We start from the raw sequence: 17,881 nt of genomic DNA on the forward strand, positions 1-17,881 counted from the left end.
AACGCACTGACCGGCGTCCAGCGCGCTGCCGTGCTGCTGCTCTCGCTGGGCGAGGAGGACGCCGCCGAAGTCCTCAAGCACATGAACGCCAAGGAGGTGCAGAAGCTCGGCATCGCCATGGCCACCATCTCCGGCGTGAGCCGCGAGCAGGTCATGCAGGTCATCTCCACCTTCGGCGAGGCGCTGGACAAGCAGACCTCGCTGGGCATGGGCGCCGACGACTACGTGCGCAAGGTGTTGGTGCAGGCCCTGGGCGAAGACAAGGCGGGCAGCCTGATCGACCGCATCCTGCTGGGACGCAACACCACCGGCCTGGACACGCTGAAGTGGATGGATCCGCGCGCCATCGCCGATCTGGTCCGCAACGAGCACCCGCAGATCATCGCCATCGTGCTGGCCCACCTGGACAGCGACCAGGCCGCGGAAACGCTGAAGCTGCTGGCCGAGCGCACGCGCACCGACGTGCTGCTGCGCATCGCCACGCTGGACGGCATTCCGCCCAATGCGCTGAACGAACTCAACGAGATCATGGAACGCCAGTTCGCCGGCAACCAGAACCTGAAGGCCTCCAGCATCGGCGGCGTGAAGGTGGCGGCCAACATCCTCAACTTCATGGACTCCGGCCAGGACCAGGTGATCCTGGGCAGCATCACCCAGGTCGACGCCGACCTGGGCGCGCGCATCCAGGACCTGATGTTCGTGTTCGACAACCTCGCCGACCTGGGCGACCGCGAACTGCAGGCGCTGCTGCGCGAAGTGCCGAACGACCGCCTGGGCCTGGCCCTGCGCGGTGCCGACGCGAAGGTGAAGGAAAAGATCACCCGCAACATGTCCCAGCGCGCGGCGCAGATCCTGCTGGAAGACATGGAAGCGCGCGGCCCGGTGCGCCTGTCCGATGTTGAAGGCGCGCAGAAGGAAATCCTGGCCATCGTCCGCCGCCTGGCGGACCAGGGCGTCATCTCGCTGATGGCCAGCGCCGAGGAAATGGTATGACCGTGGCCTCCCCGATGCGCTGGATGCCCGCGCCGCTGGACGTGGTGGTGTCGGCGACGGCGCCGGAGGAACAGGTGCCACCGCCGGTGCCACCGACCCTGGAAGAGATCCAGGCCATCCAGGACGCCGCCTACCGCGAAGGCCTGGAACGCGGATTCGCCGAAGGCCATGCCGAGGGCTTCGCCCAGGGGCAGGCGGAGGTCCGTCGTCTCGCAGCACAGATGGAAGGCATCCTGGACAACTTCTCGCGGCCCCTGGACCGTCTGGAGAACGAAGTCATCGCCGCACTGTCCGAACTCGCCGTGCGTATCGCCGGTGCCCTGGTCGGCCGTGCCTACCAGACCGACCCGGTCCTGCTGCAGGAACTGGCCACCACCGCGCTGGACGCCGTCGGCGGCGCGCAGCGCGAAGTCGAACTGCGCCTGCATCCGGACGACATCGCCGCACTGACCCCCGTGCTGGCCATGACCGCGCACACCCGCCTGACCGCCGACACCAGCCTCACCCGCGGCGACCTGCGCGTGCATGCCGAGAGCGTGCGCATCGACGGCACCCTGGAAGCGCGCCTGCGGGGCGCGCTGGAAACCGTGCTCAACCGGAGCACGCGCGCATGAGCGCCCAACCCCTGGAGTGGCTGACCGCACGCGACCTGCGCCTGGCCACGCGGCTGTCGCAGATCAATCCCGAACTGGGCGGCCGCGGCCTGATCCGCGAAGGCATCCTGCGGCGCGCCGTCGGCCTGACCCTGGAAGCCATCGGCTGCGAAGCGCCCATGGGCGCCACCTGCAAGGTGGAAGTCGTCGATGGCGGTTGGGTCGATGCCGAAGTCGTCGGCTTCTCCGGCGAACGCACCTACCTGATGCCCAGCGCCGAACTGCACGGCCTGCTGCCGAATGCGCGCGTGGTGCCGTCGCGTCGCCGTGGCGGCGTGGAAGTCGGCGAAGGCCTGCTGGGGCGCGTGATCGACAGCGACGGCGTGCCGCTCGACGGCCGCGGCCCGATCCGCGCCGAGGGCAGCGTCAGCCTGGCGGGCATGGCGATCAACCCGCTCTCGCGCGAGCCCATCACCCAGCCGCTGGATGTCGGCGTGCGCGCGATCAACGCCCTGCTTCCCATCGGTCGCGGCCAGCGCGTAGGCCTGTTCGCCGGTTCGGGCGTGGGCAAGTCGACGCTGCTGGGCATGATGACCCGCTACACCGCCGCCGACGTGATCGTCGTCGGCCTGATCGGCGAACGCGGCCGCGAAGTGCGCGATTTCGTCGAGACCACACTGGGCCCGTCCGGCCTGGCGCGCGCGGTCGTCGTGGCCAGCCCGGCCGACCGTCCGCCGCTGGCGCGCCTGCAGGGTGCGTACCGCGCCACCGCCATTGCCGAATGGTTCCGCGACCAGGGCCTGAACGTGCTGCTGCTGATGGATTCGCTGACCCGCTTCGCCCAGGCGCAGCGCGAGATCGGCCTGTCGGTCGGCGAACCGCCGACGACACGCGGTTATCCGCCCTCCGTGTTCGCGCGCCTGCCGGCGCTGGTCGAGCGCGCGGGCAATGGCGCCAAAGGGCGCGGTTCCATCACCGCCTTCTACACCGTACTGACCGAAGGCGACGATCCGCAGGACCCCATCGCCGACGCCGCGCGCGCGATCCTGGACGGCCACATCCTGCTCTCGCGCCGCGTGGCCGACAGCGGCCTGTACCCGGCCATCGACGTGGAATCCTCGGTCAGCCGCGTGGTCACCGAGATCGCCGACGAAACCTGGCGCGACCGCATCCGCAAGCTCAAGCGCCTGCTGTCCGCCTATACCAGCAACCGCGACCTGATCGCCATCGGCGCCTACCAGCGCGGCAACGATCCGACCGTGGATGAGGCGCTGGAACGCTGGCCGGAGATCGTCGAATTCCTCGGCCAGGACGTGGCGCGCGCGGCGGACCTGCCGAGCAGTCGCGCCGCCCTCGAAGCCCTGATCCAACGCAACGCCGCCGCCGGCATCCCCGTGCCGCCCGGCCTGCCGTAACGCAAGGAACCCGCCATGATCCAGTCCCGCCGAATCGACCCCCTGCTGCGCCGCGCGCAGGAGCACGAAGATTCCGTCGCCCGCGACCTGGCCGAGCGCCAGCGCACGCTGGCGCAGCACGAATCCAGGCTGGAAGAGCTGCGCCAGTACGCCGAGGACTATGCCAACAGCCAGATGGCGGCCACCAGCCCGGCACAGCTGGCGAACCGCCGCGCCTTCCTCGAGCGCATCGACCAGGCCCTCAAGCAGCAGTTGCAGAACGTCGACCGCAGCCGCGCCAGCGTCGACATCGAACGCGACCGCCTGCTGCTGGCCAGCCGCGACAAGCAGGTGCTGGAACAACTGGCCGCCAGTTATCGCGTGCAGGAGCGGCAGATCGTTGACCGGCGCGACCAGCGCGAGATGGACGACCTGGGCGCGCGGCGCGCGCGCCTGGCCGCTGCCGCACGGGAAAGCGAGGACGCCTGATGCCGTCGCCGACCTCCGCCCTGTCGTTCGCCACCCCGGCGTCAGCGCCTGCGACGACGTCGGCCAACGCCACGATGTCCAACGACGATGGATCGGCGACGAAGAAGCCTGCGTTCGACGACATGGTCCGTCGTCCCGCCAGGCGCGACGACGCAGCGCGCACGCAGACCTCGCGCGCCGGCGAAGCGAAGGACCGTGCCGCGCCGCGTCCGGACAGGACCGCCGGCAGACCGGACGAGGCTGCACCCGCGTCCGCCGAGAAGGACACCGCCGAGGATGCGCCCGCCGCATCCTCGGTGCCGCCGATCCTGATGGAGCTGCCGCCGCTCCAGGCGCCAACGCCTTTGGCGGCGGCGGCCGTGGTGGTGGCCGAACCAATCGGCAATCCGCTGCTCGCGGGCGCCCAGCTCATGCCCAGCGCACCCGTCCACGCCGAGGGCCTGCCGACGGGTGGCGCTACGACGATGCCCGCTGCGCTGACGGCCGCCTCTCTGCCAGACGTGTCGGTCGGCATCCCGCCCGACACCTCGGCTGACAGCACAACGCCCGTGCCTGCCGGCACGTCGACAACGTCGCAACCGCCCACGTCTGCCGCGACCGACGCCAAGGCACCGCTGCAGAACCTGCTGTCGTTCGCCGCGCATCTGGCCACGGGCCAGGTGGCGGCGGCCGTGCCTGATGCGATCCACCTGGGTCGCGACCTGGTCGATGCCTTCCGCAGCGAGGAAGGCGATGCCTCCACGCCGGTCGGCAATCTGCTGGCCGGCGTCGGTGCCTCCAACGCACCGCTTGGCCTGGCGCGCACCGAGACCGTCAACGCGATGGAGGCCCCCAGTGCGGACCTCCATGGCGGCCACTTCGACGAAGACGTCGGCGATGCCGTGCGCTGGATGGCCGACCAGAAGATCGGCCACGCGCACATCAAGGTGACCCCTAACGACCTCGGCACGGTGGAGATCCGCCTGCGCCTGGACGGCGACCGCGTGCACGCCGACTTCAGCAGCGCCCAGGCCGAGGTCCGCCAGGCGCTGGAAAACAGCCTGCCCCGCCTGCGCGACATGCTGGGCCAGCACGGCTTCCAGCTCGCCCATGCCGATGTCGGCCAGCAGCACACGCCGCCGCCGCAGGGGGCCGCCTCGTCTCATGGTGAAAACCCTGCCGACGCCGAAGCCGCCGCCGAGACGCCCCGCACCGTCCGCATGACCGCACGCGGGCTGGTGGACGCCTACGCATGACCGACCTGTCTCTCCTGTAGGAGCGACGCAAGTCGCGACCGCACGTCATGGCGGTCCTGAAAGATCGTTCACACAGGGATGGCCGCGGGGTCCGGCGCTCATGGCACCGAGTTTCCGCGGTCGCGACTCACGTCGCTCCTACAGAAACGCCCGTCCGTCAAAACCCCGTCGGCCTTCCCCATCAACCCCGGCACGCCGCTTGCATCCCCTGGACCGACCCCTCAGGAGATCCCGCGCCGTGGCAGCCGCCGACAAGACCGCAAGCAAATCCAAGGCCGACAAGGGCGACAAGCCCAAGGGCGGCAAGTCGCTGCTGACGATCGGCCTGGTGGCCGTGATCGCGGCCGGCGCCGCCGGCGGTGGCGCGTGGTACTTCGCCAGCCACGCCGGCAAGGACGTTAAGCCCGATGCACCGAAGGCCAAGAGCCCCGGCGAGGTGCCTGCCCCGGCGCAGTACTTCGCGCTGGAACCGCCCTTCGTCGTCAACCTGGTCGGCGAGACCGGCGGCGCCCGCTACCTGCAGGTGGAAGTGCAGCTGATGACCCGCGACCCGGAATCGCTGAAGGCCATCGAACTGCATGCGCCGGCGATCCGCGCGCGCCTGCTGATGCTGTTCGCCCAGCAGGACGCCGCCAGCCTGATGTCGCGCGAAGGCAAGGAGCGCCTGCAGAACGCCGCCCTGGGCGAAGTGAAGGCCCTGCTGGTGGCCGAGACCGGCAAGCCGTCCGCCGAGTCGCTGCTGTTCACCAGCTTCGTGATGCAGTGACGGACGCCCGCCGCCATGATGACCAGTGACCTGCTGTCGCAAGACGAGATCGACGCCCTGCTCAACGGCGTCGATTCCGGCGCGATCGAGACCGAGGAACCGCCGCACGACCCCACGGTCGCGCGCACCTACGATTTCGCCAGCCAGGACCGCATCGTGCGCGGCCGGCTGCCCACGCTGGAGATGATCAACGAGCGCTTCGTGCGCACCTGGCGGATCGGCCTGTTCAATTTGTTGCGTCGCTCGGCCGAACTGTCGGTGCGCGGCATCGAGACCATCAAGTTCAGCGAATACCTGCACTCGCTGTACGTGCCCACCAACCTCAACCTGATCAAGTTCAAGCCGCTGCGCGGCGTGGGCCTGATCGTGTTCGAGCCCAAGCTGGTGTTCACCATGGTGGACAACTTCTTCGGCGGCGACGGCCGCTATCCGGCCAAGATCGAAGGCCGCGAGTTCACCGCCACCGAAATGCGGGTGATCCAGTTGCTGCTCAAGCAGACCTTCGCCGACCTCGTCGACGCCTGGGCGCCGGTGATGCCGGTGGATTTCGAGTACATCACCAGCGAGGTCAATCCGCACTTCGCCAACATCGTCAGCCCGCGTGAATACGTGGTGGTCAGCCGTTTCCACGTGGAGCTGGACGGCGGCGGCGGCGACCTGCACGTCACCCTGCCCTATTCCATGCTGGAGCCGATCCGCGAACTGCTGGATGCCGGCATCCAGTCCGACCGCGTGCACGACGACGACAGCTTCCGCGTCACCCTGCACGAACAGCTGCGCGGCGCCGAGGTCACCGTCTCCAGCGTGCTGGCGCACAAGCAGATCAGCCTGCGCCAGCTCACCGGCCTGAAGGTCGGCGACATCCTGCCGATCGACCTGCCGAAGGCGGTGCCGGTCTGCGTCGAACAGGTGCCGGTGTTCACCGGCGAGTTCGGCATCTCCAACGGCCTGAACGCCGTGAAGATCACCGCCAAGCATCCTCCCGGCGGCCACCACGTCGCCGCCGCGCCACGCCACGCCCTGACTCCCGTCGCCTTCCAGGACGCCACGCCATGATCCCCGAAACCGAAGACACCCTTGCCACCCTCGATGAGCCGTCGACCGACATGCACGCCGCCGAACCCGACATGAGCCTGGACGTCATCCTCGACGTGCCGGTGACGCTGTCGCTGGAAGTGGGCCGCACCCGCATGCCCATCCGCAACCTGCTGCAGCTCAACCAGGGCTCGGTGGTGGAACTGGAGCGCGGCGCCGGCGAACCGCTGGACGTGTTCGTCAACGGCACGCTGATCGCGCATGGCGAAGTCGTCGTGGTCAACGACCGTTTCGGCGTGCGGCTGACCGACGTGGTCAGCCCCAGCGAACGCATCCGCCGCCTGCGCTGAGCCCGACCATGCACGCCTTCACCATCCTCGCCGCCGCGGCCGCGCCCGCCCAGAAGATCGGCCAGCACGCACCCTCCACGCCCGGCATCGGCGGCGCGCTGTTCGGCCTGCTGCTGGTGCTGGGCCTGATCCTGGGCCTGGCCTGGCTGCTCAAGCGGATGCCCGGCGCCGGCCTGGGCATCCGCCCCAGCGAACAGCTGCGGGTGGTGTCGATGCTGTCGGTCGGCGCGAAAGAGCGTGTGATGGTGATCGAGGTCGGCAAGGAACAGCTGCTCATCGGCGTGACCGCGGGCGGCATCACCGCGCTGCACACACTGCCCGAACCGCTGGTCGTCGCACCCGCGCCGGCCCTGCCCAACTTCGCCGAACTGCTGGCCAAGCGCCTGCGCAAAGAGTCCTGAGATGCGTCGCCTGATCCTTTCCCTGCTCTGCCTGCTGTGGCTGTCGGCGCCGATGCTGGCGCTGGCGCAGACCGCGCCGGCCACCCCCCAGACCGCACCCGCCGCCACGCCCGCTGCGCCAGCAGCTCCGTCCGCCCCCACGCTGCCGACCCTGCCCAAGGTCAACGTGGGCCAGGTGGGCGACAACACCGTCAGCCTGCCGCTGCAAACCTTGCTGCTGATGACGGCGATCACGCTGATCCCGTCCGCGCTGCTGGCGATGACGGCGTTCACCCGCATCATCATTGTGCTCGGCCTGCTGCGGCAGGCGCTGGGCACGGGCCAGACACCGTCCAACCAGGTGCTGGTGGGCCTGGCGCTGTTCCTCACCATGCTGGTGATGATGCCCGTGGGCGAGAAGGCCTGGGCGCAGGGCATGGCGCCTTACCTCAATGGCCAGATCGATTTCGCCACCGCCTGGACGATGACCACCGGCCCGCTGCGCGACTTCATGCTGGCCCAGGTGCGCGAAACCGACCTGATGACCTTCGCCGGCCTGGCCGGCCACGGCAGCTATGCCAGCCCGGCCGAGGTTCCCTTCCCCATCGTGGTCGCCTCCTTCATCACCAGCGAACTGAAGACCGCCTTCGAGATCGGCTTCCTGATCTTCATCCCGTTCGTGATCATCGATCTGGTGGTCGCCAGCGTGCTGATGTCGATGGGCATGATGATGCTGTCGCCGATGCTGGTGTCCGCGCCGTTCAAGATCCTGCTGTTCGTGCTGGTCGATGGTTGGGTGCTGATCGTCGGCTCGCTGGCGGCGAGCTTCAACGCGGTATGACCGCGTTGAAGCCGGGAACGGAGAATCGGGAGTGGTGAGCCGCTTGATCCGTCTCCTCCCCCTCATGGCCTGTCACCTGCGATCTCTCCCATTCCCCGTTCCCTACTCCCTATTCCCGGCCTTGCCATGAGTCCCGAAACCGCCCTCACCGAACTGCGCGACGGCCTGGAGATCGCTCTCTGGGTCGGAGGCCCGTTGCTGCTGGTCGTGCTGGTCGTCGGCGTGGTGGTCGGCGTGATCCAGGCCGCCACCCAGCTCAACGAACCCACCATCGCCTTCGTGGCCAAGGCCATCGCGCTGACCGCCGCCCTGTTCGCCACCGGCAGCTACCTGCTGGGCGTGCTGGTGGAGTACACGACGACGCTGTTCCAACGATTGCCGCATCTGATCGGGTGATGCGAGAAATGAGTGAAGTCAGCCTCGACACGCCTGACATTCACCGCTCCCGCTTTCTCTCACTTCTCACGCCTCTCCTCACCTCTCGCCCATGGATCCCGCCACCCAGATGGTGATCGACGGCCAGCAGGCCTTCGGGATGATCAACGCCATCCTGTGGACCATGCTGCGTACCGGCGCGCTGCTGATGGCCGCCCCGTTGATCGGGACGCGCGCCGTGTCGGTGCGTGTGCGCGTGATCATCGCCGGTGCGCTGGCGATGGCGCTGACGCCGCTGCTGCCGGGCACGCCGGACCGGATCGCCTTCGACGCCAGCACCGTGCTCAACGTCGCGCGCGAACTGGCCGTCGGCGCCAGCATGGGGTTCATGCTGCGGCTGGCCTTCGAGGCCGGTGCGATGGCTGGCGAATTGATCTCGCAGGGCACCGGCCTGGCGTTCGCGCAGATGTCCGATCCCCTGCGTGGCGTGAACTCGGGCGTCGTCGGCCAGTGGTTCTACCTGGCATTCGGCCTGCTGTTCTTCACCGCCAATGGCCATCTGGCGCTGGTATCCCTGCTGGTGGACAGCTACCGGTCGCTGCCCATCGGTACGGCGCTGCCTGACGTGCAGCAGATGCTGGAAGTCGCCCCGATGCTGTTCGGCCACGTCCTGCGCGCGGCGGTCGGGCTGGCCCTTCCGGTGATGGTGGCGATGCTGGCGGTGAACCTGGCCTTCGGCGTGCTGGGCCGCGCCGCGCCGGCCCTCAACCCGATCCAGCTGGGCCTGCCCACGGCCCTGCTGCTGGGCCTGTTCCTGCTGGCGCTGCTGGCCGGCGAACTGGGCCCGCCGGTGCAACGGGTCTTCGATCTGTCGTTTGATGCAGCGCGGCAACTCACTCACTGACGAAAATCTGGTTACTCTTTGGAAACGTGAGTTGTCGCGCCGTTTCACGCATCCACGTGCGCATTTCACATGGACCCTGCGTCACGGGTTCCACTAAATGCATGAATTTGTGCAGAATGTCGTAGAGGGAACCGCCACATACGCAGGCGCACGGAAGGGACGCAGGTCCAGGCCGATGCAGGGGGGATGTCCGTCCCCGCGATCAGGAGAGCGCACGTGAACCACAGTCCGACCCAGAAACGACGCACCAGCCAGGAAACGCGGGAAGCCGTGCTGGCCGCCGCCCGCCGCCTGTTCTTTACCAAGGGCTTCGACCAGACCACGCTGATGGACCTGGGGGAAGAAACCGGTCTCAGCGCGCGGGGCGTCATCCTGCATTTCGAGACCAAGGCCGACATCATCGCCACCCTGTATATCCGGGACTACACCGCGCGGAAGGCCCCGCTGGTGGAACGGCCGCAGGGGTCGACGCATGCCCAGCGCATCCTCGATTTCTATTTCTGGACGGCACGCGAGGATGCGGCCAACTTCATCGCGTTCCCCGCGCTGTGGAGCGTGTCGGCGAAGTGGTCGCCCGCCGTCGAGGCGGAGATGAATGCCGCACTGCGGCGGATGCGCGAACCGGTGCGCCAGGAACTGAGCCGGGGCATGGCCGCGGGCGAATTCCGCGGCGTGGACATCCAGCATGCGGACGAGATGATCTGGCAGAGTTACCAGCACGGCCTGCGTGCCGTATCGGTCAATGGCGGCACGCCGGCAATGGCGGTCCCGCAGGTGTTCAAGACGCTGGAAGCGCTGTCGGCCTGAGGCCGCCGCGCGGCAGAGGCGGAGACTACGCGCGGCGCAAACAGGAACGGCCTCCATCAGGAGGCCGTTCTCCGTTTCAGCAGGGAAAAGGCTCAGTCGCGTCCGTTGCCCTTTCCATTACCCTTGCCGCTGTTGCCCTTGCCGCTGTTGCCGGGACCCCTGCCGCTGTTGCCTTGTCCATGGCCCGCATGGTCCGGCTTGGCGGACCCCGCCTGCGCAGGCTTGCCGCCCCCCTTGCCCTGGCCCGGGCCGTGCTTCGACCAGTCCACGCTGACGCGCTGGTCGATGCGGATGGGGTAACCCCAGCGATCGTAGGTACTCACGGCGCCATTCTTCAGCGCGTGGAATTCGCGCGAACCGGGCTTGATGCCCATCTGCTTGGCCAGGTTGCCCCAGCCTACGCCGGGATTGCGCTCGTAGCGCTGCACCACGTCCAGGCAGGGAATCCCGAGCGTACGCGCGATGGCGCAAGCGAAGTACACATCGGCCGGCGCCCAGCCCCGCCGATCCAGCAGATCCAGCACCAGCGAGCGCGGCGCGCCGTAGTAGCCCGTCATCTCCGACACGAACGGATCGCGGTAGCGGCGGCCGTAATCGTTGATTTCGCCCAGACGCGTATCCACCCAGACATCGCCCGTGCGGATGTTGTAACCCACGGTCTGCGCCTGTACCGGCATCGACGATGCGACCGCCCAGCCCAGCGACGCCACCATGACGGCGGTTTTCAGTGCTTTCATGTCCTTCCTCCTCGAACGTGTGGGCGCAGTCTTCGGAGGTCCGCCTGAACAGCTGGTGACATCGTGGCCCGAATGTGCGTTGCATGCGAGCCGCCGCCCGCGCAGGCCCAGCCAAGCGTGATCATCGTCACTCCCCACTTCGGGCAAGCGCCTACACTGCGCGGCGCAGCCCTGTCCTCTCACTTTTGCCTTGAGCCGCGAGAACCCCGATCCCCATCGCCCGCATCCGGCCCTGTCCATGAAGCCGAAACGCCGAGACTTCCGCCTGGATATCATCGTCCTGCTGGGCTTCACCGCGGCGGCGACCATCGCCTCGTTCGGTGTCTACCGGATGTGGGTCGGCGAATGGACGAAGGCGTGGTTCGACCTGGCCGTCGTGGCGGCGGTGGCGGCACCGGTGATCCATGCCTGGCGCGGGGGCGACAGCCTGCGTGCCGGCAACGTGCTGGCGGCGCTCAACTCCGCCGCCACCTTCGGTGCCTGCCTGCTGCTGGGCCATACGGCGCTCACCTGGACCTACCTGGTGCTGCTGACCAACTTCTTCATCGCGCATCGCTGGATGGCGGTGGTCTGCAACACGCTGCTGATCGTGGGGATGCAACTGATCCCCGGCTTCTTCCACGACGGCGTGCATGCCGCATCGGTGCTTGTCAGTGCCAGCCTGATCACCGTGTTCTCGCTGATCTTCGCGGCCCGCACGCAGGACGACCGCGTGCAGCTGGAACGTCTGGCCGCGATCGACGCGCTGACCGGCGTACCGAACCGGCGCAGCATGGAACGCGCCCTGGCCGACGCGGTGGGGCGGTTCCAGCGCGGCGAACGCCGCTTCGGCCTGGTCGTGCTGGACCTTGACCATTTCAAGGACGTCAACGACCAGTACGGCCATGCGGCCGGCGATGCGGCCATCGCCGACCTGGCCTCCATCCTGCGCTTCGAGATGCGACGCAACGACCAGGTGTTCCGCTTCGGCGGCGAGGAGTTCGTGGCCCTGCTGGAGCTGGACGGCACGGAAGACCTGGAAGCCGCGACCGAACGCCTTCGCAAGGCCGTCCGCAGCTCGCTGCGCGGTCCCGGCGGCCGCATCACCATCTCGCTGGGCGCGGCGATGCTGCGCGAACAGGAAAAGACCTGGCACGACTGGTTCTCGCGCGCGGACGCCGCCCTCTACCGCGCCAAGTCGGCCGGCCGCGACAGCTACGTGATCGCGGACGACCTGTTCTAGGCGACGTCAGCCGCGTACCTCCTCGTGGCGATGCCACCACCGGTACAGCACCGGCAGCACCAGCAGGGTCAGCAGCGTGGATGACACGATGCCGCCGATCACCACCGTGGCCAGCGGGCGCTGCACTTCCGATCCGGCGCCGACATTGAGCGCCATCGGCAGGAAGCCCAGCGAGGCCACCAGCGCGGTCATCAGCACCGGTCGCAGGCGCCCCAGCGCACCGTCGACGACGGCCGTGTCCAGATCCGTGCCCTGCTCGCGCAGCTTGCGGATGAAGGCGATCATCACCAGGCCGTTCAGCACCGCCACGCCGGACAGCGCAATGAAGCCCACGCCGGCGGAGATCGACAGCGGAATGCCGCGCAGGGCCAGCGCCACCACTCCGCCGGTGAGCGCCAGCGGCACGCCGGTGAACACGATGGCCGCATCCTTGGCCGACCCGAACGCCCAGAACAGCAGCGCGAAGATGAAGACCAGGGTGACCGGCACCACCACGCCCAGCCGCTGGCCGGCGGAGATCAACTGCTCGAACGTGCCTCCGTAGTCGACCCAGTAGCCGGCGGGAATCTCGACGTTGGCGCCGATGCGCTGCCGCAGCTCGGCAACGAACCCGCCCAGATCGCGGCCGCGCACGTTGGCGGTCACCACGACGCGGCGTTTTCCGTTCTCGCGGTTCACCTGGTTCGGGCCCAGCGTCGTCGCGATCGTGGCGACCTCGCGCAGCGGCACGGTGCCGGGCGCGCCGGATTGCCAGGCCGGCGTGCGCGTGGATTCGTCCAGGTTGCCGTCGCCGCCGAGCGGAATCGGCAGGTCATGGAGCGCTGCGGGATCCTGACGCAACGCCTCCGGCAACCGCACGACGATGTCGAAGCGGCGGTCGCCTTCGAACAACTGGCCGGCAACTTCGCCACCTACGGCGGTCGCGACGGTGTGCTGCACGTCGCCGGGATTGAGGCCGTAGCGGATCAGCGCCTGGCGGTCCGGCGTGATGGTCAGCAGCGGCAGGCCCGTGGCCTGCTCCAGCCGCACGTCGGCCGCGCCGTCCACCGCCTTCGCCACCGTCTCCACCTGTTCGCCGAGCCTCACCAGCGTATCCAGGTCGTCGCCGTAAACCTTGATCGCCACGTCCGCACGCACGCCGGAAATCAACTCGTTCATGCGCATCTGGATGGGTTGGGTGAACTCGTAGTTGTTGCCCGGTATCTGCTTCACCGCGCTTTCGATCTCGGCCACCAGCGCCGCCTTCGTCTTGCCTGGATCGGGCCATTCGCTGCGCGGCCTGAGCATGATGAAGGTATCGGCGACCGAGGGTGGCATCGGATCGGTCGCCACCTCGGCGGTCCCGAGCTTGCCGAACACGTGGTAGACCTCGGGGAACTGCTTGATCCGCGCCTCCAGCGTGGATTGCATGTGCACGGCCTGGTCCAGGCTGGTGCCGGGAATGCGCATCGCGTGCATGGCGATGTCGCCTTCGTCCAGGCTGGGCACGAACTCCGAGCCCAGGCGCGTGCCCAGCAGACCGCACAGCACCACCGTCGCCAACGCGCCGGCCACCACGGGCCCGCGCCGGCGCAGTGCCCATGCCAGTGCGGGCGCGTAGGCGCGACGCGCCCACTGCATGAGCCGCGTGTCCTTCTCCTGCACCTTGCCGCGCAGGAACAGCGCGATGGCGGCCGGCACGAACGTCAACGACAGCACCATCGCGCCGGTCAGGGCCAGCACCACCGTGATCGCCATCGGGTGGAACATCTTTCCCTCCACGCCGGTGAGCGCGAAGATCGGCAGGTAGACCGCGGTGATGATGCCCAGGCCGAACAGGCTGGGCCGGATGACCTCGGCGGTCGCGGACGCCGTCGCGCCCAGGCGTTCTTCCTCGGTCAGCGCGCGGCCCAGCGCGTGCTGCAGTTCGCCGAAACGGCGCAGGCAGTTCTCGATGATGATGACCGCGCCGTCCACGATCAGGCCGAAATCCAGCGCACCCAGGCTCATCAGATTGCCGGACACGCCGCCACGGACCATGCCGGTCAGCGTGAACAGCATCGCCAGCGGAATCACCGCCGCGGTGATGAGCGCGGCGCGCACGTTGCCCAGCAGCAGGAACAGCACGGCGATGACCAGCAGCGCGCCCTCCACCAGGTTCTTCGCCACCGTGCGGATGGTGCGGTCGACCAGCGTGGTGCGGTCGTACACCGGTACTGCGCGCACACCCGCAGGCAGGCTGCGGTTCGCCTCGATCAGGCGTGCCGCGGTGGCCTGCGCGACCTCGCGACTGTTGGCCCCGATCAGCATGAAGGTGGTACCCAGCACGACTTCCCGGCCGTCCATCGTCGCCGCACCGGTCCGCAACTCCGGGCCTTCGCCCACCTGGGCCACATCGCGCACGCGGATCGGGACACCGTCGCGCCGGTCCAGCACGATGTCGCGGATGCCCTCCAGGTCGGCGACCTGCCCCGGCGCGCGCACGAGGAACTGCTGGCCATTGCGCTCGATGTAACCCGCGCCGACGTTCTGGTTGTTGGCGGAGACCGCCGTGACCACGTCGTGCAGGGTAAAACCGAGCGCGACCAGTCGTGCCGGGTCCGGCGTGATGTGGATCTGGCGCGCGAAGCCGCCGATGGTGTTGACCTCGGTCACGCCCGGCACGTTGCGCAGTTGCGGACGCACGACCCAGTCGTGCAACGTGCGCAGGTCGGTGGCGGTGAACGGTGTGCCGTCCGCCTTGCGCGCCTTCGCGTCGGCTTCCACCGTGTACATGAAGATCTCGCCCATGCCGGTGGCGATGGGGCCCATCGCCGGTTCCAGTCCCGCGGGCAGCTGCGACTTGACCTGCTGCAGGCGCTCGGCCACCTGCTGGCGCGCGAAGTACAGGTCGGTGCCGTCCTGGAACACCACGCTCACCTGCGACAGCCCGTAGCGCGAGATCGAGCGCGTGTAGTCCAGTCCCGGCAGTCCCGCCAGCGCCGTCTCGATCGGGAACGTCACCCGTTGTTCGGACTCCAGTGGCGAGTACCCGTCCACCTGCGTGTTGACCTGCACCTGCACGTTGGTAATGTCGGGCGTGACGTCGATGGGCAGCCGGCTGAAGCTCCAGCTGCCGACGGCGATCAACGCGACCGTCAGCGCCAGCATCAGCCAGCGATGCGCGATGGCGAAGCGCAGGATGCGTTCGAGCAGACCTTGCGGCGTCGGGATCGTGGCATCAGTGGTCATGCGAGGCCCCCGACTTCTCGATATCGGCCTTCACCAGGTAGCTCTGCTCCACCACGACCTGATCGCCTGCCTTGAGGCCGGACAGCACCTCGACGCGTTCGGCATCGCGCTTGCCGAGTTCGATCGGACGGATCTCGTACGTCTCGCCGACGCGCACGAACACCACATTCCAGTCGCGGAATGTCTGCAGCGCTGCCACCGGCAGCACCAGCGCGGCCGGCTGCTGTTCCACCGTGATCCGCGCCTTCACCGCGGAGCCGGGCCGCCACAGACCATCGGCATTCGCCAGCGTGGCGCGCGCCACCGTGCTCTGGCTGGCGGTCGCGGTGCCGGGCAGCACGCGTTCCAAGGTGGTCTGCGCAGTCACGCCATCACTGAGCCGCGTCACCGTCACCGGCACGCCGGGCACGATGTGCTGGGCATCCGCGCCGAAGATGTGCAGGTCCACCCACAGCGACGACAGGTCGGCGACCTCGAACAGCGTCGCGCCTTCGGTCGCCACGCTGCCCACGCTCGCGTTGCGCGCCAGCACGACGCCGCTGATCGGCGTGGTCACCGGGTACGTGGTCAGGCTGAGATTGCTTTCCACCGTCGCCAGCGCCTGGCCGGCCCGCACGCGGTCGCCCACGTGGGCGGTGAGGCGGCGGATCGGCCCGGGGAAGCGCGCGGCGATGTTGGCCACACGGCCTTCCACCGGCGTCAGCAGACCTTGTACCTCGTGCTCGTCGGCGATCACGCCGGCTTGTACCGGCGCGACGCGGATGCCGGAGTCCTCGGCGATCCTCGCGGCGATCGTGGTGCGGCCTTCGTAACTGTCGTAGGTCCAGCGCAGGGCCTTGCCTTCCACGCGGGCGAGCACTTCGACATCGAAGGAATGGGGTTCGCCGACCATGGTCCTGGCGAGCAGGCTGCCATCGGCCTGCGGTACGAGCGTGTGCTGCTCGCGAACGCCGCCCAGGCGGACGAGGCGCACCTCGACCGTGCCCGCCGTCGCCGGCAGCGGCTTGCCGTCGCGGTAGAGCCAGGCTTGGTAGGTCGGCGGCGTGCCGCTTTCGGCGATGGCGAGCTCGACGGTGACGCCGTCCTGTGTCAGCAACCGGCCACCGTGTTCGCCGCGTGCGGCTTCTTCCGCGCCGTGTTCTTCGCCTTCGTGGCCATGGCCAGCTTCGGCATGGTCGTCCTTGCCGCCGCAGGCGACCAGCAACAGGGAAAGCGCGAGCGCGCCGATCAGGGGTCGCAGGGTCATGGGGTCGTTCCTTCCGGTGAAGCGGCAGGGACGGCGACGAACGCCTGTCCGGTGAGCCGCTGTATTTCGATCAGGGCCGCCTGCGCGTCGAGCGCGGCGTCCAGTTGCTGGCGACGGGTCGCCGTGGTCTCGGATTGCAGCTGCGCCCATTCGAGGTAGCTGATGGCGCCCGCGCGGTACGCGCGCTCGGCCGCCTGCTCGGCACGCAACAGGCGCGGCAGCACATCGGTGCGCGTGCGCTGCACGTCGAGCTGCGCCACCCGGTAACGGCCATGCGCGTCGGCCAGGGTCGAGTACAGCGCGATATCGCGCGATTCGCGCTCGATCTCCAGCGCCGCGAGGTCGGCCTCGGCGGACCGGATCTCCGGACCGGCACGGCGCGCGCCGCCCAGCGGCAGCGACACGCCGCCGACCAGCGCCATGTCGCCGCCCTCCTGCAGGCGACGCACGCCCACCTGCCAGTCGATATCGGGGGTTGCCGCGGTACGGGCCAGGCGTACGCGCGCTTCGCGCACGCGGCGTTCGTCTGCGAACTGGGCCAGTTCCGGTGTGCCGTCGAGCAACGCGGCCAATTCAGCCGCATCCGCGATGTCGGGCAATGCCAGCGGATCGGCCGGCGCGATGTCGAAACGCGGTGCGCGTTCGCCCCACAGTGCGGCCAGATGCTGGCGCGCGGCGACCTCCTGCTGCTCCGCACGCGCCCGCGAGAGTTCGGCGCGCGCGAGCGCCGCCTCCGCCGTCAGCACGACCGATTCCGGCGATGCGCCGGCCTGCAGTCGTTGGCGTGCACCGGCGACGGTCCGCCGGCGCTGGGCGATGTCCTGCTCGGCGATGGTCTTCCGGGCGCGCGCCGCTGCGAAGGCAAGATAGCGGCGCGCCACATCCGCCAGCAGGTCCAGCCGCTGCGTCTCGCGCTGCAGGGCGAGCGCGTCGATGCGGGCCTGCGCCAGCGTGCGCCGCGCATCCAGCTTGCCGCCGCGCTCCAGCACGCCGGCCAGGGTCAGGGTGGTCTCGGTCTGGCGGAAGGCGCGCGCATCCCCGCTGCCCAGCGCGTTCTCGATGTCCAGCCCCGCGCGCAGGGCCGGCCGCAGCGACGCGGCGTCGAAATCCGCCTGCAGTCCGCCTCGGCGGGCATCGATCAGGCGCAGGTCGGGATGGGTACGGGCCACGCGCGCGACGGCATCGTCGAGCGTGAGGACATCAGGGGGAACAATGGGCGATGGCGCCTGCGCGTGCACGCACGGCGCGATCGCGAGGGCGGCCAGTGCCGCCAGTCGCAACCACATGGGGAGTCTCCGGAAAGT

Annotated in this window: 18 protein-coding genes; 14 read left to right on the plus strand and 4 right to left on the minus strand. The window is 68.9% G+C overall.

Going from position 1 to position 17,881, the window contains the following annotated elements; genetic code table 11:
• Positions 1-6 precede the first annotated feature (6 nt).
• The 13 genes from fliG to IAE60_RS14350 all read left to right on the plus strand — a co-directional run bounded on the left by fliG (position 7) and on the right by IAE60_RS14350 (position 10,162).
• Positions 7-993: a flagellar motor switch protein FliG gene (gene fliG / locus IAE60_RS14290; protein WP_185897004.1), complete on the plus strand. Its 987-nt coding sequence runs from the start codon at positions 7-9 to the stop codon at positions 991-993.
• Between the two features lie 23 nt (positions 994-1,016).
• A complete protein-coding gene (locus tag IAE60_RS14295; RefSeq protein WP_244966731.1) occupies positions 1,017-1,607 on the plus strand; it encodes a FliH/SctL family protein in 591 nt (196 codons plus the stop codon).
• A complete protein-coding gene (gene fliI, locus IAE60_RS14300) occupies positions 1,604-3,001 on the plus strand; it encodes a flagellar protein export ATPase FliI (protein ID WP_162111040.1) in 1,398 nt (465 codons plus the stop codon). Before IAE60_RS14295 ends, fliI begins: the two co-directional genes overlap by 4 nt.
• A 15-nt stretch (positions 3,002-3,016) precedes the next feature.
• Complete coding sequence (gene fliJ / locus IAE60_RS14305; RefSeq protein ID WP_162111039.1) at positions 3,017-3,469, plus strand: flagellar export protein FliJ; 453 nt, start codon at positions 3,017-3,019, stop codon at positions 3,467-3,469.
• A complete protein-coding gene (locus IAE60_RS14310; RefSeq protein ID WP_187572771.1) occupies positions 3,469-4,704 on the plus strand; it encodes a flagellar hook-length control protein FliK in 1,236 nt (411 codons plus the stop codon). The genes fliJ and IAE60_RS14310 overlap by 1 nt, the downstream gene beginning before the upstream one ends.
• A 208-nt stretch (positions 4,705-4,912) precedes the next feature.
• Complete coding sequence (locus tag IAE60_RS14315) at positions 4,913-5,470, plus strand: flagellar basal body-associated FliL family protein (protein WP_185897005.1); 558 nt, start codon at positions 4,913-4,915, stop codon at positions 5,468-5,470.
• Positions 5,471-5,485: 15 nt separating this feature from the next.
• Positions 5,486-6,526, plus strand: a complete 1,041-nt coding sequence (gene fliM, locus IAE60_RS14320; RefSeq protein ID WP_187572772.1) for a flagellar motor switch protein FliM — start codon at positions 5,486-5,488, stop codon at positions 6,524-6,526.
• Between the two features lie 50 nt (positions 6,527-6,576).
• The gene (fliN, locus tag IAE60_RS14325; RefSeq protein WP_379605514.1) at positions 6,577-6,855 is read left to right on the plus strand and encodes a flagellar motor switch protein FliN; all 279 of its coding nucleotides are present in this window, start codon (positions 6,577-6,579) and stop codon (positions 6,853-6,855) included.
• Positions 6,856-6,863: 8 nt separating this feature from the next.
• On the plus strand, positions 6,864-7,256 hold the full coding sequence (gene fliO / locus IAE60_RS14330; protein ID WP_187572773.1) for a flagellar biosynthetic protein FliO: 393 nt from the start codon (positions 6,864-6,866) through the stop codon (positions 7,254-7,256).
• Between the two features lies 1 nt (position 7,257).
• On the plus strand, positions 7,258-8,076 hold the full coding sequence (fliP, locus tag IAE60_RS14335) for a flagellar type III secretion system pore protein FliP (protein ID WP_187572774.1): 819 nt from the start codon (positions 7,258-7,260) through the stop codon (positions 8,074-8,076).
• Between the two features lie 126 nt (positions 8,077-8,202).
• Positions 8,203-8,472, plus strand: a complete 270-nt coding sequence (locus IAE60_RS14340) for a flagellar biosynthetic protein FliQ (protein WP_162111355.1) — start codon at positions 8,203-8,205, stop codon at positions 8,470-8,472.
• 91 nt (positions 8,473-8,563) lie between these two features.
• Positions 8,564-9,355, plus strand: a complete 792-nt coding sequence (gene fliR / locus IAE60_RS14345; RefSeq protein WP_187572775.1) for a flagellar biosynthetic protein FliR — start codon at positions 8,564-8,566, stop codon at positions 9,353-9,355.
• Between the two features lie 216 nt (positions 9,356-9,571).
• Positions 9,572-10,162: a TetR/AcrR family transcriptional regulator gene (locus IAE60_RS14350; protein WP_187572776.1), complete on the plus strand. Its 591-nt coding sequence runs from the start codon at positions 9,572-9,574 to the stop codon at positions 10,160-10,162.
• Positions 10,163-10,254: 92 nt separating this feature from the next.
• Here the strand turns inward: IAE60_RS14350 and IAE60_RS14355 are convergent, their stop codons facing one another.
• Positions 10,255-10,899: a hypothetical protein gene (locus IAE60_RS14355; RefSeq protein ID WP_187572777.1), complete on the minus strand. Its 645-nt coding sequence runs from the start codon at positions 10,897-10,899 to the stop codon at positions 10,255-10,257.
• Between the two features lie 238 nt (positions 10,900-11,137).
• Here IAE60_RS14355 and IAE60_RS14360 point away from each other — a divergent pair, with 238 nt between their 5' ends.
• Positions 11,138-12,121: a GGDEF domain-containing protein gene (locus IAE60_RS14360; RefSeq protein ID WP_162111359.1), complete on the plus strand. Its 984-nt coding sequence runs from the start codon at positions 11,138-11,140 to the stop codon at positions 12,119-12,121.
• Positions 12,122-12,127: 6 nt separating this feature from the next.
• Here the strand turns inward: IAE60_RS14360 and IAE60_RS14365 are convergent, their stop codons facing one another.
• Genes IAE60_RS14365 through IAE60_RS14375 form a run of 3 tightly spaced genes read right to left on the minus strand, consistent with a single transcriptional unit; the run spans position 12,128 to position 17,863 of the window.
• The gene (locus IAE60_RS14365) at positions 12,128-15,295 is read right to left on the minus strand and encodes an efflux RND transporter permease subunit (protein WP_187574767.1); all 3,168 of its coding nucleotides are present in this window, start codon (positions 15,293-15,295) and stop codon (positions 12,128-12,130) included.
• Positions 15,296-15,320: 25 nt separating this feature from the next.
• A complete protein-coding gene (locus IAE60_RS14370; RefSeq protein ID WP_187572778.1) occupies positions 15,321-16,577 on the minus strand; it encodes an efflux RND transporter periplasmic adaptor subunit in 1,257 nt (418 codons plus the stop codon).
• Positions 16,574-17,863: a TolC family protein gene (locus IAE60_RS14375; protein ID WP_187572779.1), complete on the minus strand. Its 1,290-nt coding sequence runs from the start codon at positions 17,861-17,863 to the stop codon at positions 16,574-16,576. The genes IAE60_RS14370 and IAE60_RS14375 overlap by 4 nt, the downstream gene beginning before the upstream one ends.
• Positions 17,864-17,881: the final 18 nt, after the last annotated feature.

It is taken from the genome of Pseudoxanthomonas mexicana (assembly GCF_014397415.1).
Classification (GTDB): domain Bacteria; phylum Pseudomonadota; class Gammaproteobacteria; order Xanthomonadales; family Xanthomonadaceae; genus Pseudoxanthomonas_A; species Pseudoxanthomonas_A mexicana.

Bases quoted from the DNA above. Each gene is read 5' to 3' on its own strand.
- fliJ (WP_162111039.1), top strand. From the start codon at position 3,017: ATGATCCAGTCCCGCCGAATCGACCCCCTGCTGCGCCGCGCGCAGGAG.
- fliN (WP_379605514.1), top strand. From the start codon at position 6,577: ATGCACGCCGCCGAACCCGACATGAGCCTGGACGTCATCCTCGACGTG.
- IAE60_RS14310 (WP_187572771.1), top strand. From the start codon at position 3,469: ATGCCGTCGCCGACCTCCGCCCTGTCGTTCGCCACCCCGGCGTCAGCG.
- fliM (WP_187572772.1), top strand. From the start codon at position 5,486: ATGATGACCAGTGACCTGCTGTCGCAAGACGAGATCGACGCCCTGCTC.
- IAE60_RS14375 (WP_187572779.1), bottom strand. From the start codon at position 17,863: ATGTGGTTGCGACTGGCGGCACTGGCCGCCCTCGCGATCGCGCCGTGC.
- IAE60_RS14295 (WP_244966731.1), top strand. From the start codon at position 1,017: ATGCCCGCGCCGCTGGACGTGGTGGTGTCGGCGACGGCGCCGGAGGAA.
- fliP (WP_187572774.1), top strand. From the start codon at position 7,258: ATGCGTCGCCTGATCCTTTCCCTGCTCTGCCTGCTGTGGCTGTCGGCG.
- IAE60_RS14370 (WP_187572778.1), bottom strand. From the start codon at position 16,577: ATGACCCTGCGACCCCTGATCGGCGCGCTCGCGCTTTCCCTGTTGCTG.
- fliO (WP_187572773.1), top strand. From the start codon at position 6,864: ATGCACGCCTTCACCATCCTCGCCGCCGCGGCCGCGCCCGCCCAGAAG.
- IAE60_RS14360 (WP_162111359.1), top strand. From the start codon at position 11,138: ATGAAGCCGAAACGCCGAGACTTCCGCCTGGATATCATCGTCCTGCTG.
- fliR (WP_187572775.1), top strand. From the start codon at position 8,564: ATGGATCCCGCCACCCAGATGGTGATCGACGGCCAGCAGGCCTTCGGG.
- IAE60_RS14355 (WP_187572777.1), bottom strand. From the start codon at position 10,899: ATGAAAGCACTGAAAACCGCCGTCATGGTGGCGTCGCTGGGCTGGGCG.
- fliI (WP_162111040.1), top strand. From the start codon at position 1,604: ATGAGCGCCCAACCCCTGGAGTGGCTGACCGCACGCGACCTGCGCCTG.
- IAE60_RS14340 (WP_162111355.1), top strand. From the start codon at position 8,203: ATGAGTCCCGAAACCGCCCTCACCGAACTGCGCGACGGCCTGGAGATC.